The sequence below is a fragment of the Streptomyces sp. NPDC008163 genome, assembly GCF_042956885.1.
In the GTDB taxonomy this organism is placed as follows: Bacteria; Actinomycetota; Actinomycetes; order Streptomycetales; family Streptomycetaceae; genus Streptomyces; species Streptomyces drozdowiczii_A.
This window is the reverse complement of record NZ_JBIBHG010000011.1, coordinates 1-15424: the sequence shown is the minus strand read 5'-3', so window position 1 is coordinate 15424 and position 15424 is coordinate 1. Positions and strand designations below refer to the sequence as shown.

The following is a 15424-nucleotide window of genomic DNA, read 5'->3' as shown; positions in this document are numbered from 1 at the left end:
GTGTACCTGCCTTCCTGCGCGGAGTGCGTGGTGCGGGGAGACGGTTCGGGGGAAGTGGTGGTGACGCCGTTCAGGCGGGCACCCAGCCGTCGTCGTCCGGCGGATCGTCGTGGTCATACGCGTCGCCCATGGTGTGGCCGTGGTCGGCGGGTGCGACGTCCGGCGGATCGGCGGAGGCGGCCGTCGTCGTCCCGCTCCGAGGGCCGGATGCCTCGGACGGTGTGGTGGAATCGCTCACGCCTTGCAGCGTCGCAGCGCACGTGGGGGTGCGAACACGCGCGAAAATACGTGTTGTTGGTGCCGCGCTACGTGCTCGTAGCCGTGCCGGCTCCCGTGCGCGCGCCGCCGTCGTCGGTCCGGCCCAGGTGATGGGCGAGTTCGGTGCGCGAGCGCAGGCCCAACTTACGGAGCACGGAACGCAGATGGCCCTCCACCGTGCGCACCGACACGAACAGCGCCTCGCTGATCTCCCGATTGGTCCGGCCCGTCGTGGCGAGCTCGGCGACCTGCTGCTCGCGCGGGGACAGCCCGTCGCCGTAACCACGCCGGGTGCGGCGGGGGCGCGGGGGCGTGGTCAGCCCGTTATCGCGGGCCACTTGCGTGGCGCGGTCGTGGTCCCAGTGCGCGCCCAGTGCTTCGAAGGCGGCGATCGCCTCCCCCAGCCGGGCCGGACCCGCCGGATCGCCCGTCGCCAGATACATCCGGGCCGCCTCCTCCCGGACCTGCGCGGCCGCGTACGGTCTCGGGAATCCGTCGTAGCTCCGGGCCGCCTCGTCCAAGAGACGGGCCGCGGTCGCGAGATCGCCGCCATGAGCGGTCAGCAGGCCACGGGCGTGCTGGATCGCCGCGTCGGCGAGGGGCGCCTGGAGAGGCCGTAGGGCCGTGGCGAACCGACGCAGCCGCCGATCCGCCTCCGCCGTCCGGTCCGCGGCGATCAGCGCGCGCACCAGCGCGGGCAGTGACTGCACCGCCAGCGGCCACAGGGCCTTCACTTCCCAGAGCCGGAAGGCCCCAGCGGTGTCGTCCACGCCCTGTTGCGGTCGCTGTCGGAGCACATCCAGGCGCAGCAGGTCCGTCACTATCGGCGGGACCACCTCGAAGGCGTTGGCGGACAGTGCCGTGCCCAGCGCCTCCACGAGGCGGGGCCGCACCTCGCTCGACCCGCAGCGGGCCAGTCGCAGGCTTGCGGCCACGGACTCGGCCGCCACCCACATGTAGCGGCGGCCGCGCAGGTCCTCCAGCAGTGCGGCGGCCTCGTCGTCAATGCCCTGCCACGTGCCCGACGCGTAGTCCAGGAGCAGCGTGATGGCCCGTCGGGCCAGTTCGGCCTGGGGGCCGATACGGGCATCGGGCACGATCGCCAGGACCCGGCGCGCGAAATCGTCGTGGCCGGCCAGACATGCCTCGCCCAGGGAATACAGTGCGCTGCCCTCGGCAGGATGGGCAGGAGAGCCGTCAATGCGGGCCAGGACCAGGTCGGCGGTCTCCCGCCAGCGCGGGTCGCCCAGCAGCACCAGCTGCATCGCCGTCTTCCCGCGGACCAGGGTGGCGGCGCGCGGATCGTCCAGTACCGCTGCCGACGCCAACGCCCGGTCCAGCCAGGCGGCGTGCTCAGTGGCGGGTACGTCGGCGCCGATCGGGAATCCCAGGCCGGCCATGGCGTGTGCGGCCTGCTCCGAGCGGTCCCCGAGATTCTCCACCGCCGCCTTCAGCTCTCCTCGGAGAAGTTCCGGAGCGGCTCCGGCCGCCTCGTGCTGGAGGGCGGCCCAGAAATGCAGGCGGCCTCGTACGTCGCGTGGCAGGTCGAGAGCCTGTGCCTGCTGAAGCAGGTCGAGAACGTCGGGCGGGCGCCGCGCGATGATGGCGAACTGCCCCAGCTTGTCCGTGAGCGCACCACGCCGCTCCGATTCGGGATCTGCGGTGCGCAGCACGTCCTCCAGCAGCTGGGCCGCCGCCGTGTGGTCGCCCAGCGCGGCTGCCTGGTCGGCGGCGCGCTCGGCGACCTCGCTCCAGACGTCGTACCGGTGCGCCTCACGCAGATGGTGGGCCAACTGACCGAGAGGAGTGGGCGATTGCTCGGCCACCGCGTCTGCGGCCCGGCCGTGCAGGGTCTGGCGACGCGGCAGGGGTATCTGGTCGTAGACGGCCTGCAGGGCCAGCGAGTGGCGGAAGGCGATCTGGGGACCCTGCTCCCTTATCAGGCCGGCCGCCAGAGCTTCGGTGAGCCCGTCCGCCGTCGCGTCGGCCGGAAGCGGGCTGGCGGCGGTCAGGGTGCGCAGAGGAACCGGCACGCCCAGGACCGCGGCGACCTCCGCGACGGTGCGGGCCGTCTGCGAGAGGCGCCCCGTGCGTTCCAGGACCGAGTCGCGCACGCCCACGGGAACATCGAGGGCGTCCAGGGTGCGGCGGGCCCAGCCGCTGCCCCGCCGGACGAGGGTGCCGCGTTCGCTGAGCAGAGCGATCAGCTCACGGATCGCGAAGGGAAGGCCGGACGTACGTACACACAGATAAGCGGCGAACTCGTCGGTGATGGGCCGGTCGGCACCGAGCAGGGCGGTGGCCAGCGCGCCGGTCTCGTCGGCGGTCAGGGGAGGCAGCCCCAGATGGACGTGGAAGAGACCGTCGGGAACGCGGGCGGTCACGGTGCGCAGCGTGGCGTCGGCCTCCTCGGAACGGTAGGTCACGATCACGGAAAGCCCGCGCGGGGCGTCGTCCAGGAGGTAGCTGAGGAAGTCGACGGTCTGTTCGTCGGCCCAGTGGGCGTCATCGATGACCAGGAGGGTGTCGCCCAGTGCGCCGAGCAGGTCGGTGAGACCGCGGAAGACTCGGTGGCGTGCGGCCGCGCGGTCGTCCAGCGGCTCGGGTGCCGGCGGAAGCCGGTGAGCCAGTTCGGGGAGCAGCGGGCGCAGGGCACCGGTGACGGGTGACAGGTCGTGGGCGTCGAGGAGTTCACCGACCGAGCGCAGGGCGTCGAGGATCGGTCCGAGGGGAAAGGGTTCGCGAATGCGGCGGCCCGCACCGGTGAGGATGCGATGCCCGGCCAGACGCGGGTCGGCGAGGAGTTCGGAGACCAGGCGGGTCTTGCCGATCCCCGCCTCTCCCTCGACCACGGCGACGCCGGGTGCCCGGAGCACCGCCTCGGTCAGCCGGCGAAGCTCCTCGCCCCTGCCGACGAGAATGGAGTCGGCTCGGTGCGCCGGAGTCGGCGGGAGCGGCATCGCGGCAGGTCACCCACCTTCACACGAGAGAGGACAGCGGTGCCGGGCACGCATGCCCAGCCCATCGGCGAGGAGCACGTGCGGGCCAGAGGGAGCGATGCACCGCCTCCGGGCGCATCCGTCGCATCCCAGCAGACCATGCGCGGCGGGGGCGCATTGGACGAATTACCTTTCCCGTAGGCCGCGTGTTTCCCATGGGCCACATGCCTCCTCGCTTCACCAACGCCCCTGCCGCGCCGGGTTTCGCGGAGCCGGCCCGCTTTCATCACGGCTCCCGGAACGGCCCGGACGCATCTGTCGTAGTGGCCCCACGCACACCCCGCCCGAGAACTGTGGTGTCCCGCCACATACGCCCCTGACCTGCCCCTTCCTACGGTGTGGCGACACGTCCCCGTCCCCGCCCGGAAGTGGTACCCATGGCCGACGCAGCATCCGCTCCCCCGCCCCCCTCGCACCTCCGGCGCATCGTCGCCGCCAGCCTCATCGGCACGACCATCGAGTGGTACGACTTCTTCCTGTACGGCTCGGCGGCCGCGCTGGTCTTCAACAAGCTGTTCTTCCCGGACTCCGAACCGCTCGTCGGAACACTGCTGTCCTTCCTGACGTACGCGGTCGGCTTCGCCGCACGGCCCATCGGGGCGCTGGTGTTCGGCCACTACGGCGACCGGCTCGGGCGCAAGAAGCTGCTGGTTCTGAGCCTGCTGATGATGGGCGGGGCCACCTTCGCGATCGGGCTGCTGCCGACGCACGCCACCGTCGGTGTGGCCGCGCCCGTGCTGCTCACCCTGCTCCGGCTGGTGCAGGGGTTCGCGCTCGGCGGTGAGTGGGGCGGGGCCGTCCTGCTGGTGTCGGAGCACGGGGACGCCGAGCGGCGCGGGTTCTGGGCGTCGTGGCCGCAGACCGGTGCGCCGGCCGGGCAGTTGCTGGCCACCGGGGTGCTCTCCGCGCTCACCGCGCTGACCTCGGACGCGGCGTTCGAGTCGTGGGGGTGGCGCATTCCGTTCCTGCTGTCCGGGGTGCTCGTGATCCTCGGTCTGTGGATTCGTCTCTCTGTCGATGAATCGCCTCTGTTCAAGGAGGCCCTGGCCCGCGCCGACGAGCGGAAGGCCGCTTCCGGGGCCGCCGAGAAGATGCCCGTCGTGGCCGTATTGCGGCACCACTGGCGCGATGTGCTGGTCGCCATGGGGGCGCGGATGGCGGAGAACATCAGCTACTACGTGATCACCGCGTTCATCCTCGTCTACGCGACGACCGCGGCGGACCTGAGCAAGCAGACGGCGCTCAACGCCGTGCTCATCGCGTCGGCCTTCCACTTCGCCGTGATCCCGCTGTGGGGCGCGCTCTCCGACCGGGTGGGCCGCAAGCCCGTCTATCTGGTGGGCGCGGTCGGCGTGGGTCTGTGGATATTCCCGTTCTTCGCGCTGATCGACACCCGCGGCTTCGGGAACCTGCTGCTGGCCGTCACGGTCGGGCTGTTCTTCCACGGGGCGATGTACGCGCCGCAGGCGGCGTTCTTCTCGGAGCTGTTCGCGACCCGGATGCGCTACTCGGGCGCGTCGATCGGCGCGCAGTTCTCGTCCGTCGCGGCGGGCGCGCCCGCGCCGCTCATCGCCACGGCCCTGCTCGCCGACTACGACAGTTCGACGCCCATCGCCCTCTACGTGATAGCCGCCGCGCTCCTCACGGTGCTGGCCCTGGTCTGCGCGAAGGAGACCCGCCACCGGGATCTGGCCGAGGTCGGTCCGGGGTCCGTCGCGGGGCCGGAGGCCGAGGCGCCCCGGGACGCCGCGCACACCGTCTGATCCAGGCACGGGAAAGAGCGGGAGCCGGGCGGTCCGCCCCGCTCCCGCTTCGTGTCTACTGCTGCGGGGCGGTGGCCTCGAACCAGGTGGGACCGTCGGTCAGCGCCTGCTTGATCCGGAAGAGCGCGAACTCGGCCAGGTCGGGCAGCGCGTCCACGGGGAACCAGCCCACCTCCAGCGACTCGTCGTCGTTGACCCGGGCGGTGCCGCCGGTGGCGCGGCAGCGGAAGGTGATGTCGAGGAACTGGCAGCGGTCGCCGTTCTCGTACTGGATGGGCGGCAGCGCCTGCGTGAGGACGACCCGCTCCGCCACGCAGCGCACGGCGGTCTCCTCGTACACCTCGCGCTCCGCCGTCGTCGCGGGCTGTTCGCCCGGCTCGGAGATGCCGCCGATCACGGACCACTCGCCGGTGTCGGCGCGCCGGCCGAGGAGCACTCTGTCCTCGTCGTCGAAGACGACGGCGGTGACACCGGGCAGCAGGAGCAGCTGCTGCCCGGCGGTGGCACGGATGTCGCGGATGAAGTCAGGAATCGCCATGGGACGACCCTACGCGGGGTGCCACCCGTTCAGCGGACCCGCCGGGCGCGCACCGCGAGGGTGCCCGCCCAGCCGAGCGCGCCGAGCGCGAGCAGGACCAGGATGCCCTCGGGCAGCGGTCCCATCCGGGTGGCGGGGGTCAGCGAGGAGCGCAGCGGCACCTCGTCCACCAGGGCGTCCGGGGTGAACATCTTCGTCTTCTCGGCCACCGTGCCGTCCGGGCGGATGATCGCGCTCACGCCGCTGGTGACGGGGACGACGACGGACCGGCTGTGCTCGACGGCGCGCACCCGGGACATGGCGAGCTGCTGGTAGGTCATCTCGCTGCGGCCGAAGGTGGCGTTGTTGCTGGGGACGGCGATCAGCTGGGCGCCGTGCTCGACGGTGTCGCGTACGGCGTCGTCGAATGCGGCCTCGTAGCAGGTGACGAGCCCGGTGTAGGTGCCCGCGAGGTCGAAGACGCCGACCTTCTTGCCGGGGCCGAAGTCGCGCTGCACCCGGTCGACGTCCGAGCTGAAGATGCGGACGAAGGAACGCATCGGCATGTACTCGCCGAACGGCTGGATGTGCCGCTTGTCGTACGTGGCGACGGGGCCCTTGTCCGGCTGCCACTGGATGAGGGTGTTGCGCAGGGGGCCCGAGTCGGGTTCGACCACCGCGCCGATGACGGTCGGTGCGCCGATCGCCTTGACGGCGTCGTCGATGACGATCCGGGCGTCCGGGTTGCGGTACGGGTCGAGGTCGGAGGAGTTCTCCGGCCACAGGACGAAGTCCGGCTGCGGGACCTTGCCGGCCTTCACGTCCCGGGCCAGCTGCTCCGTACGCTTCGCGTGGTTGTCCAGGACCGCGCGGCGCTGGGCGTTGAAGTCGAGGCCGAGGCGGGGCACGTTGCCCTGGACCGCGGCGACGGTCGCGGTGCCGTCCTCGGCGGAGTCGTCCACGAGCGGCAGCGCCGCGAAGGCCGCCGCCACGGGGACGAGGACGGCCGCCGCGGCGACGGCGGTCGCCCCGCGACGGAACTCACCGGCGGACCGGTGGCGGGCGAAGCGGCGCACCGCCTCGAAGAGGCCGAAGCCGCAGAGCACCACGGCGAAGGAGAGCAGCGGAGTGCCGCCGAGCGCGGCGAGCGGCAGGAAAACGCTGTCCGCCTGGCCGAAGGCGATCTTGCCCCAGGGGAAGCCGCCGAACGGCACCCGGGCGCGGACCGCCTCGTCCAGCGTCCAGACCGCGGCCGCCCACAGCGGTCCGCCGGGGAGCCGGGAGACGGCGGAGATGCCGATGCAGCCGACCGCGACGAACAGCGCCTCGGCGGCGGCGAGGGCCAGCCACGGCACCGGGCCGACCTCCTCGCCGGTCCAGTGCAGCAGGGGCAGCATGAAGCCGAGCCCCGCGAGCAGCCCGAGCCCGAACGCGGCCCGGGCCCGGCGCTCGTACAACACCCAGCCGAGCAGGGCGAAACCGGGCAGAACCAGCCACCACAGGGGCCGGGGCGGGAAGCTGAGATACAGCATCACGCCGGAGAGGACGGCGGCCGCGGGCCGCGCGAGGCGCTTCGGCAGCCCGCCGGTCCGGGAGGCGGGGGCAGGGCTCTGCGGTTCGCCGACCTGGGCGATGGTGGTGCTCACCCGGCGGAGTCTACGGTGACCTCCGGGCAGCACGGGAGCCCCGTCCCGATGGCGGAATCCCGACCACCGCATCATTTCTCCGCATGTTCCGCCCATATGACCGATGCGGCCGTTAACCTGTGCGCCAGTCCCCCGCCGACGGACCGGCTCCGGCCCTCGCGTACGGGACGGTCACAGGCCGGGGGACGGACGTGATGGCTGAATCAGTGGGGCGGGGGCCCGAGCGGGGGAACGCTTCCGATGCCGCCGGGGCGCTGATCCTCGCCGCCTGCGCGGTCTGGTCGCTGATCAGCGCGGCGGGCCGGGAGACCCGGCCCGAGGGGGTGCTGCTCGCTCTGCTCGCCGTCGCGGCGGGCTTCGCCTGCGGGCGCATCTGCGGCACGCTGCTGCCGGTGGCGACGGCGACCTGCGCCGCGCTGACGGGCCTGCTGCTCGCCCTGCTCTGGCGGCACGGCATGCCGGGTGCGACGGCCACCGCGGAGCACACGCCGGGGCAGACCGGTGGCGCCGCCGCACTGCTGGTCCTCGCCGTCGGGGCGGCGTGCTGCGCGGCGGCGGGGGCCGGGCGGCGGGGGGTGCGTACCGCCCTGCGGCTGCTGGCACTGGGCACCGCCGGCGCCTCGTTCGCCCTGGACTCGGCGGCCGGGTTCGCGGCGGCGCTCGGGGTGCTGGTGTGCTCGTTGGCGGCCGCCCGGACGCGGCGCCGGCTGCTCGCGCTCGGCGGCCTCGCGCTGGTGGCCGGTCTGGTCGTCGGTACCTCGTGGGCCATGGCCGAGGAGGTGCTGCCCGAGGGGCTCTCGGTCTCGCTGGAGGGCCAGCTCACCCGGAACCGGGTCGAGCTGTGGCAGGACGCCGCGCGGCTGGCCGAGGAGCATCCGGTGTTCGGGATCGGTCCCGGCCGGTTCGACGAGCTGAGCCCGACGGCGCAGCAGAGCCTCGGTTCGGACGGGAAACCGCACTCGGCGCCGTGGCAGCAGGCCGCCGAGCAGGGGTTCGTGGGGGTGATGCTGCTGGGCGCCGCGTTCGGCTGGCTGCTGTACGCGCTGTGGCGCTCGCCCCGGCCCACGGCGGTGGTCCTGGCGGCGGGGGCCGCGCTCACGGCCCTGGCCGTGCTGGCGAGCGTGGGCAACGCGCTGAGCTTCACTCCGGTGACGGCGGGAGCGGGGCTGCTGGCCGGGCTCGCGTCGGCCAGGCGGCCGATCGGCACGGGCGAGCCCGGCGGGCCCGACGGGAAGGAGGGCGGGGAGGCGGACGGGGTCAGGCCCCGGCCGGGAAGCCCGAGGACGGCAGGTGCAGCCGGGCCCGGATGAACCGCACGCCCGCCTCGGCGTCGTCCACCGTGATGGTGAACGTGCGGCCGTCACCGAGCCGCAGTACCAGCCCCTCGCCCCGGCGCACGACGACGGCCGTGCCCTTCTCGGGGCGCCAGCGGTAGCCCCAGCCGCCCCACTGCCGGGGGTTCACGTGGGGCGCGAAGTCGGCGGCCACCACATGGGTGAGCAGGATGCGGCGGCGCGGGAGCCCCATGTGGCCGCAGCGCACCTCCAGGGCGTCGCCGTCGACGCGGACGGCCACGTTCACGAAGGCGAGGGTGCCGAACAGCATGAGCAGTCCGGCGGCCACGCAGCCGATCACCGACATCAGCAGCGGGGCGATGCCGGAGGTCCAGTTGGAGCTGACGGCGAGCTGGATGCCCAGGGCCAGGCAGGCGGCGCCCAGGGCCGCGAGGACCCACTGGGTGCGGTTGGTGGCCCGGCCGACCCAGACCTGCGAGTGGGTGCCGGCTCCGGTGCGCTTCGGTTCTCCGGGGTGCTCCCTCATGCCGAGCAGCGTACTGAAGAACGGGCGTCCGGGGAGGGCGCCGAGGCTCCGGCCGGGCCGTCGGGAGGTCAGCGGACGGAGCCGACGGCGACCAGTCCGCGCCCTTCCGAGTAGGCCAGGGCGGCCTGCGGCAGCTCCGAGACGCGTCCGCTGAGGATGACCGCGATGGACGAGGAGGGTTCGGCCGACGGAGCGGGTTCGGCGCCGATCCGGCGCAGCGCCTGGGCGGCGACGGCCCCGGCGGAGCCGTGCAGGGCGACCGGGGGCCGGCCGGGCCTGCCGACGGCCGCGCGGATGCGCTCGGCGACGAGCTCGTAGTGGGTGCAGCCGAGGACCACGGCGCGGACGTCGGGCGGGGTGAGCGCGGCGGCGGCGGCGATGGCCTTCCCGATGGCGTCCTCGTCCGCGTACTGCACGGCGTCGGCGAGACCGGGGCAGGGCACCTCGGTGACGGCGGCGGACCCGGCGAACTCGCCGATCAGTCCGCGCTGGTAGGGGCTGCCGGTGGTGGCGGGGGTCGCCCAGATCGCGACGGAGCCGCCGGCCGCGGCGGCGGGCTTGATCGCGGGGACGGTGCCGATGACGGGCAGGCCCGGTTCGAGCTCGGCCCGCAGCAGCTCCAGCGCGTGCACCGAGGCGGTGTTGCAGGCGACGATCAGCGCGTCGGGCCGGTGCGCGGCGGCGGCCCGGGCCACGGCGAGCGCGTGGGCCTTCACGCCCTCGGGGGCCCGGCCCCAGGGCATGTTGTCCGGGTCGGACGAGAGCACCAGATCGGCGTCCGGCCTCAGCCGGCGTACTGCGGCGGCGGCGGCGAGCAGTCCGATTCCGGAGTCCATGAGCGCGATCTTCACCCGGTCACCATAGTCGACCGCCCTTGCGGTCCCCGCTCAGTGGTGCAGACTTCCGCCAATGAGCGCCGTTGCCTGGATCGCCGTGGGTTCGCTTGTCGCATGGGTGTGGCTGCTGCTGGGCCAGGGGTTCTTCTGGCGCACCGACCAGCGGCTGCCGAGCCGGGCGGCCCCGGAGCGCTGGCCCTCGGTCGCCGTCGTCGTGCCGGCGCGCGACGAGGCCGCGATGCTGCCGGTGAGCCTGCCGTCGCTGCTGGCGCAGGACTATCCGGGGACCGCCGAGGTCTTCCTCGTGGACGACTGCAGCAAGGACGGCACGGGGGACGTCGCCCGCGCGCTGTCGGTGCGGTACGGCGGGCTGCCGGTGACCGTGGTGTCGCCGGGCGAGCCCGAGCCCGGCTGGACGGGCAAGCTCTGGGCCGTACGCCACGGGATCGCGCTGGCCCGGGCCCGGGAGCCGGAGTATCTGCTGCTCACGGACGCCGACATCGCGCATGAGCCGGACAGTCTGCGGGAACTGGTGGCTGCGGCGGAGACGGGCGGCTTCGACCTGGTCTCGCAGATGGCGCGGCTGCGGGTGGAGAGCGTCTGGGAGCGGCTCGTCGTGCCGGCGTTCGTCTATTTCTTCTCGCAGCTCTATCCGTTCCGGTGGATCAACCGGAAGCGGGGGCGGACGGCCGCCGCGGCGGGGGGCTGTGTGCTGCTGCGGACGGAGGCGGCGGTGCGGGCGGGGGTGCCGGATTCCATCCGGCAGGCGGTGATCGACGATGTGTCGCTGGCCCGGGCGGTGCGCCGCTCGGGTGGCCGGATCTGGCTGGGGCTGGCGGACCGGGTGGACAGTGTGCGCCCGTATCCGTGCCTCGCGGATCTGTGGCGGATGGTCTCGCGCAGCGCGTACGCGCAGCTGCGGCACCATCCGCTGGTGCTGGCCGGCACGGTGCTCGGGCTGGCGCTGGTCTATCTCGCGCCGCCGGTGACGCTGGTCGCCGGAGTGCTGGGCGGGAGTGCGGTCGCGGCGTGGGCCGGGGGCGTCGCGTGGGCGGTCATGGCGGGGACGTACATGCCGATGCTGGGCTACTACCGGCAGTCGCTGTGGCTGGCTCCGCTGCTGCCGTTCACCGCGCTGCTGTATCTGCTGATGACCGTCGATTCGGCGGTGCAGCACTACCGGGGGCGCGGTGCGGCCTGGAAGGGGCGTACGTACGCCCGTCCCGAGGCCGCACCGGATCAGTGACTCAGGGCTGCCCGGGCCCGGTCACTTGCGGCCCGGGGTCCAGTTCATGCCCCAGCCGTAGGCGTGGTCGATGGTGCGCTGCGGGCTGACGCCGCGCTGCGGCACCAGATAGCGGGCCTCGCGCTGCACGGTGAGGTCGTTGCCCGTGTTGGTGATGAGCGCGAGCGCGCAGACGGTCGAGGGGACCGTGCACTCGTCCAGCGAGAAGTCGATCGGCGCGCCGTGCTGCGGCTGGAGGGTGACGGTGGCGTGCAGGTCGGCGAAGCTGCGGGCGCCCTCGTAGATGGTGACGAAGATCAGGACCCGGCGGAGCTGTGCCTTGTGGTCGAGATTGATCGTCAGGTTCTCGCCGGTGGCGACGGCTCCGGTGCGGTCGTCGCCGTCGAGCTGCATGAAGGGGGGCTGGTGGAGCGCGCCGAAGGCGTTCCCCAGGGCCTGGACGACTCCCTTGCGGCCGTCGGTCAGCTCGTACAGCGCGCAGAGGTCGAGGTCCAGGTCCGAGTGGTTCGCCACGGCGCGTCCCAGCTTGCTGCCCCAGCCCTTGAACTGCTTGCGCACTTCCCAGTTGAGGTTGACGCGCATGGCGCCGGACGTGCCGCCCTGCTTGGTGAGCGAGACGGACGGCGCCTCCTTCGTGAGCGTCACCTTGGTCAGCCGTACGGGCTGGGTGACGGGCGGTGCCGGAGGGGCCGGGGGAACCGGAGGGGCCATCGGGGGCGCCATGGGCGCGGCGAGCGTCGGCTGCTGCGGCTGTGGGTACTGCGGAGCCGGCGGGGTGGTGACCCGGGGGGCGGGCTGGGGGGCGGTGTGCGGCTGCTGGGGTTCGTCCACGGAGATCCCGAAGTCCGTCGCGAGCCCTTCGAGCCCGGAGCCGTAGCCCTGGCCGACCGCACGGAACTTCCAGGCGCCCTGACGCCGGTAGAGCTCGCCGAGGATGAAGGCCGTCTCCACGGTGGCGTCGGAGCTGTCGAAGCGGGCCAGCTCGGCGCCGTTCATCGCGTCCAGGACGCGTACGTGGAGTCCGCTGACCCGGCCGAAGGTGCCGCCGTCGGCCGAGGCGGCCAGCACCACGCGGTCGATGGCCGGTTCGACCCGTGCCAGGTCGACGGCGAGGGTGTCGGTCGCCGTGCCGCCGGCGGTGCGCTTGCCCTCGTGGCGCACCGCGCCGGAGGAGTGGGACGCCTGGTTGTAGAAGACGAAGTCCCCGTCGTTGCGCACCTTGCCCGAGCCGAGGAGGAGAAGCGCGGAGGCGTCCACATCGGGTGTCCCCGGGGCGGTGCGCCACCCCATCTCGACACGCACGGCCTGGGCCGCCACTGGGACATTGGTTCCCTTTTGCATGGTCATGCTCGCCCCCATCACGAGTCCGCTTCCGAGACCTTTCCGGGTCAACCTAATGCCAGCCCCGCCCCTTGCCCCACCGAGGTGCGGTACCGGCGTCCGCCGCCGCCTCCCTCTTGCCCGGGTCAGCCGGCGTCGGTGTCCTCCGGCCGTGTGCCCTCCTCGCCGTTGTGGATGACGCCGTACGCGTCCAGGCGGGGGTGAAGGGCCATCGGCTCCACCGTGGTGACGTCGGACGGCCGTTGGCTCTCCGGGCCGTCGGGCCCCCAGCGCAGCAGGCGCCGCGAGCGGGCGACCCGGTACACGGTGCCGTCGACCTGGATCTCGTTGAGCCGGCCCGCGCGCAGCCGGTCGGCCGCGTCGGCCAGGACCTTCATGTCGGCGAGGTCGGGGTGGGTGCCCTCGGCGACGAGGCTGCGCGCGTCCACGCCCGACCCGGCGGTGACGGGGACGACGCCCGCCTGCCGGGGTTTGAACCAGGTCAGCGAGAAGTCGAGGGCGCGCCGGGCGTCCTGCGGGGTGGCGTGCGGGCCGCCGCCGACCTGCCACCGTGCGTTGCCGGTCCGTTCCACGATCATGAAGGTGGTCGGCAGGAGCAGGACGTCGGGATGGCTGTCCACGGCGCGCGCGGAGTCGCGCAGGACGCCGCCGGGATACCGGCTCCCCTGGTACGCGAAGGAACGCATGGTCAGCATCTCCGCCGCCTGGAGGGGCGTCACGGGCGCGTCGGGGTCCAGGACCAGTCCGTCGTCGACCCGGGCGGTGTCCGTGATGCGGTCCCACTCGGGCATGGCGGGCTCGGGGTCGGTGGGGCGCGGCAGTTCGACGCCTCCGTCGGCGTCCAGGCCCGCGTACTCCTCGGCACGCACCACGCGGTAGCGCGTGCCGAGGACGCTGACCTCGGACGGTTTCCCGGTCTCCAGCCGGGCGACCGCGCCGAGCAGGGCCCGCCGCTCCGCCTCGGTCTCCGCCTCGTCCTTGGCGCGGAACCACAGCTTGGACTGCAGGTCGTCCCTGGCCTGCTGGGGGCAGCCGTTCGTGATCGGGGCGATCACCCTCCACCGCTGCCCGTCGCCCTCGGACCATGTGGCTACCCCGAACAGCGGTCCTCGGACGGCCAGTTCGTTACGGGAAGCCGCGTCGAATGCGTCCGCCTCGATCGCGGCCTCGACGGGCTCCACCGGAATCCTCACCAGCACCGGCCGGGCAGCGGGGCGCACACCGTGTTCATTCATGCCGTCATCCTGGCGTCAACGAACGGCGTGTACGCGGCTTTCGCCGGATCATCCACCGTAAGTGCTGTCCGGGATTGCGGCGTTGCCGCCTTCGAGCCACGACGGGTAAGGCTCGGGGCCGGGCCCCTGCCCTCTCCCGCCCATTGGCGCCCGGTGCGCGCGCACCGGAATTGCGCCCGGGAAATCGGCGAGGTTCACGAAGCGACGGCGAGCCCCGTAGATCAGCGGTGAATCAAGGGGCTGATTCCTGTCGGTACGGGCCCGCGAAGACAACGATGTTTCGGCAGGTCAGACGGGTAGGGCGAGGGTAAATCCGATGACCACAAAATTGGGACTCCCCAATCTGCACATCGTGGGCTTAACTTAGGTGTCATGACCTCCCCCCGCTCCACCTACGGCGGCGGCTACTACGCCGCGCCGTCGTTTGCCGACACCCCGATCTACGACTCCCTCGTCGCGGAGCGGGGCACCCCTCAGATCGCTCCGATCCGAGTGCCCGCCGCCTACGACACCGGCAACAGCTATCTGCCGGCGCTCCCGTCGGCCCTGCCGGCGCTCCCCGCGGCCCCCTCCCAGCCCCAGCAGGCCTACGGTTACCCCCAGCCGGCGGCCCAGCAGGGCTACACACCGATGCAGCCCGCGCAGCTCCAGCACGCGCCGGCGCCGTACATCCCGCAGCAGCCGGCCGGTGGCCGCGGCATGTACCAGGCCGCCCCGCCGCAGCAGCAGCGCCCGGCGCCGACGTCCGGCTACGAGTCGATGCGCCCCGCCGCGGCCCGGCCCGCCCCCGCGCAGTCCCCGTACGAGGACCCGTACGGCCGTCCCTACCAGGGCGGCCGGGGCTACTAGGCCCTCGGATCAGGCGGCGCACGGCCCGGGGCGGGGTCCCCGGCAACACGGGTCCGTGCGCCGTTCGGTGTGCTCCACGTGCCCGGCCCGGGGGAGCCGGGAACTCATGGGGGCGTGCCGCGCGTTGAGCACGGTGGGCCGCCCGGACCGTGCGGCCTCCGCGCGTGGACGGCACCGTACCGGGCGGTGACGGGTGCGGAAGGGGGTGCGGGGACTGTGCGAGCGATGGCGGGCGTCTGGCGCTGGCGCCACAATCCGCTGCGCCGGGCGACGGACCGGTGCGAGGCGTGGCTGGCGCTGGTCGCGTTCCTGATGCTGATGCTGGCGGCCCCGGCGGTGGGCTGGCTCTGCGGGGCCCGGACGGACGCGACGCTCCAGGCGTCGGTGCGCGCCCAGCGGGCGGACCGTCACCTCACCACGGCCGTCGTGGTCCGGCGGGTGGCCGGCGCCCGTTATGCGTCCGATCCCGAGATGTCCGGCGACTCCTTGCGGCGGACCGAGGTCGTGGCCCGGTGGCACACCCCGGACGGCGCGGCCCGCACGGCCAGGGTGACGACCGCCTCGCGCAACGCGTCGCCGGGAGCCCGGGTCCGGATCTGGACCGACCGTGCAGGCGCCCCGGCGCTCCGGCCGATGGACATACCGACGGCGCACACGCATGCCGCGCTCGCCGGCTTCGGGGCCGCGATACTGTCCGCGCTGCTGATCGAGTGCGTCCGGCGCCTGATCCTGCGGCGCATGACCTGGCGGCGGTACGAACGGATCGACCGGGCCTGGGCGGCGGTCGGCCCGGACTGGGGCAGGACCGGCACCGGCAGCTAGGTGTATTGACCCGCAGCGTTGTTAATCCGGCTGATGGGTGGCTTGCCGTTCAGTGCGGTGTGGCTTCGGTGGTGGTTGTAGGTGTGGAGGA

General features: G+C 73.2%; 13 protein-coding genes. 5 read left to right on the top strand and 8 right to left on the bottom strand.

All coding sequences use genetic code 11. The features are described from left to right. Nucleotides 1–70: 70 nt before the first annotated feature. Both ACFZAT_RS23585 and ACFZAT_RS23580 read right to left on the bottom strand, forming a co-directional pair. Complete coding sequence (locus ACFZAT_RS23585; RefSeq protein WP_391266708.1) at nucleotides 71–238, bottom strand: hypothetical protein; 168 nt, start codon at nucleotides 236–238, stop codon at nucleotides 71–73. Nucleotides 239–305: 67 nt separating this feature from the next. Next, nucleotides 306–3218 carry an AAA family ATPase gene (locus ACFZAT_RS23580; RefSeq protein ID WP_391266706.1) on the bottom strand — a complete coding sequence of 971 codons (2913 nt, stop codon included), beginning with the start codon at nucleotides 3216–3218 and terminating at the stop codon, nucleotides 306–308. Nucleotides 3219–3634: 416 nt separating this feature from the next. Here ACFZAT_RS23580 and ACFZAT_RS23575 point away from each other — a divergent pair, with 416 nt between their 5' ends. Continuing rightward, nucleotides 3635–5020, top strand: coding sequence for an MFS transporter (locus ACFZAT_RS23575; RefSeq protein ID WP_391266705.1), 1386 nt, complete (start codon nucleotides 3635–3637; stop codon nucleotides 5018–5020). A gap of 55 nt (nucleotides 5021–5075) precedes the next feature. Here the strand turns inward: ACFZAT_RS23575 and ACFZAT_RS23570 are convergent, their stop codons facing one another. Together ACFZAT_RS23570 and lnt are read right to left on the bottom strand one after the other, a co-directional pair. Further along, nucleotides 5076–5558, bottom strand: a complete 483-nt coding sequence (locus ACFZAT_RS23570; RefSeq protein ID WP_391266703.1) for an NUDIX domain-containing protein — start codon at nucleotides 5556–5558, stop codon at nucleotides 5076–5078. A 29-nt stretch (nucleotides 5559–5587) separates the two neighbouring features. Continuing rightward, a complete protein-coding gene (lnt, locus tag ACFZAT_RS23565) occupies nucleotides 5588–7183 on the bottom strand; it encodes an apolipoprotein N-acyltransferase (RefSeq protein ID WP_391266701.1) in 1596 nt (531 codons plus the stop codon). A gap of 194 nt (nucleotides 7184–7377) precedes the next feature. On the opposite strand from lnt, the gene ACFZAT_RS23560 reads away from it, so the two are divergent. Beyond that, the gene (locus ACFZAT_RS23560) at nucleotides 7378–8493 is read left to right on the top strand and encodes an O-antigen ligase family protein (protein WP_391266699.1); all 1116 of its coding nucleotides are present in this window, start codon (nucleotides 7378–7380) and stop codon (nucleotides 8491–8493) included. On the opposite strand, the gene ACFZAT_RS23555 is transcribed toward ACFZAT_RS23560, so the two are convergent. Then, nucleotides 8441–9004, bottom strand: a complete 564-nt coding sequence (locus ACFZAT_RS23555; protein ID WP_391266697.1) for a hypothetical protein — start codon at nucleotides 9002–9004, stop codon at nucleotides 8441–8443. The genes ACFZAT_RS23560 and ACFZAT_RS23555 overlap by 53 nt on opposite strands. A gap of 68 nt (nucleotides 9005–9072) precedes the next feature. Next, the gene (locus ACFZAT_RS23550; protein ID WP_391266695.1) at nucleotides 9073–9855 is read right to left on the bottom strand and encodes an aspartate/glutamate racemase family protein; all 783 of its coding nucleotides are present in this window, start codon (nucleotides 9853–9855) and stop codon (nucleotides 9073–9075) included. Nucleotides 9856–9913: 58 nt separating this feature from the next. Between ACFZAT_RS23550 and ACFZAT_RS23545 the strand changes: the two genes are divergently transcribed. Further along, nucleotides 9914–11086 carry a glycosyltransferase gene (locus ACFZAT_RS23545; protein WP_391266693.1) on the top strand — a complete coding sequence of 391 codons (1173 nt, stop codon included), beginning with the start codon at nucleotides 9914–9916 and terminating at the stop codon, nucleotides 11084–11086. Nucleotides 11087–11107: 21 nt separating this feature from the next. Here ACFZAT_RS23545 and ACFZAT_RS23540 read toward each other — a convergent pair whose 3' ends face one another. Further along, a complete protein-coding gene (locus tag ACFZAT_RS23540; protein WP_391266690.1) occupies nucleotides 11108–12445 on the bottom strand; it encodes a TerD family protein in 1338 nt (445 codons plus the stop codon). Nucleotides 12446–12552: 107 nt separating this feature from the next. Next, entirely contained in the window at nucleotides 12553–13662 is a 1110-nt protein-coding gene (locus ACFZAT_RS23535; protein ID WP_391266686.1) for a DUF5954 family protein, read from the bottom strand. Between the two features lie 372 nt (nucleotides 13663–14034). Between ACFZAT_RS23535 and ACFZAT_RS23530 the strand changes: the two genes are divergently transcribed. Then, on the top strand, nucleotides 14035–14511 hold the full coding sequence (locus ACFZAT_RS23530; RefSeq protein ID WP_391266684.1) for a DUF6643 family protein: 477 nt from the start codon (nucleotides 14035–14037) through the stop codon (nucleotides 14509–14511). Nucleotides 14512–14736: 225 nt separating this feature from the next. Further along, nucleotides 14737–15333 (top strand): hypothetical protein, encoded by a 597-nt coding sequence (locus tag ACFZAT_RS23525; RefSeq protein ID WP_391266682.1) that lies wholly within the window; start codon nucleotides 14737–14739, stop codon nucleotides 15331–15333. Nucleotides 15334–15424 lie beyond the last annotated feature (91 nt).

Coding starts and splice junctions, on each gene's coding strand:
- ACFZAT_RS23570 (WP_391266703.1), bottom strand. CDS start 5,558: ATGGCGATTCCTGACTTCATCCGCGACATCCGTGCCACCGCCGGGCAG.
- ACFZAT_RS23555 (WP_391266697.1), bottom strand. CDS start 9,004: ATGAGGGAGCACCCCGGAGAACCGAAGCGCACCGGAGCCGGCACCCAC.
- ACFZAT_RS23545 (WP_391266693.1), top strand. CDS start 9,914: ATGAGCGCCGTTGCCTGGATCGCCGTGGGTTCGCTTGTCGCATGGGTG.
- ACFZAT_RS23575 (WP_391266705.1), top strand. CDS start 3,635: ATGGCCGACGCAGCATCCGCTCCCCCGCCCCCCTCGCACCTCCGGCGC.
- ACFZAT_RS23580 (WP_391266706.1), bottom strand. CDS start 3,218: ATGCCGCTCCCGCCGACTCCGGCGCACCGAGCCGACTCCATTCTCGTC.
- ACFZAT_RS23540 (WP_391266690.1), bottom strand. CDS start 12,445: ATGGGGGCGAGCATGACCATGCAAAAGGGAACCAATGTCCCAGTGGCG.
- ACFZAT_RS23560 (WP_391266699.1), top strand. CDS start 7,378: ATGGCTGAATCAGTGGGGCGGGGGCCCGAGCGGGGGAACGCTTCCGAT.
- ACFZAT_RS23530 (WP_391266684.1), top strand. CDS start 14,035: ATGACCTCCCCCCGCTCCACCTACGGCGGCGGCTACTACGCCGCGCCG.
- ACFZAT_RS23535 (WP_391266686.1), bottom strand. CDS start 13,662: ATGAATGAACACGGTGTGCGCCCCGCTGCCCGGCCGGTGCTGGTGAGG.
- ACFZAT_RS23525 (WP_391266682.1), top strand. CDS start 14,737: ATGGCGGGCGTCTGGCGCTGGCGCCACAATCCGCTGCGCCGGGCGACG.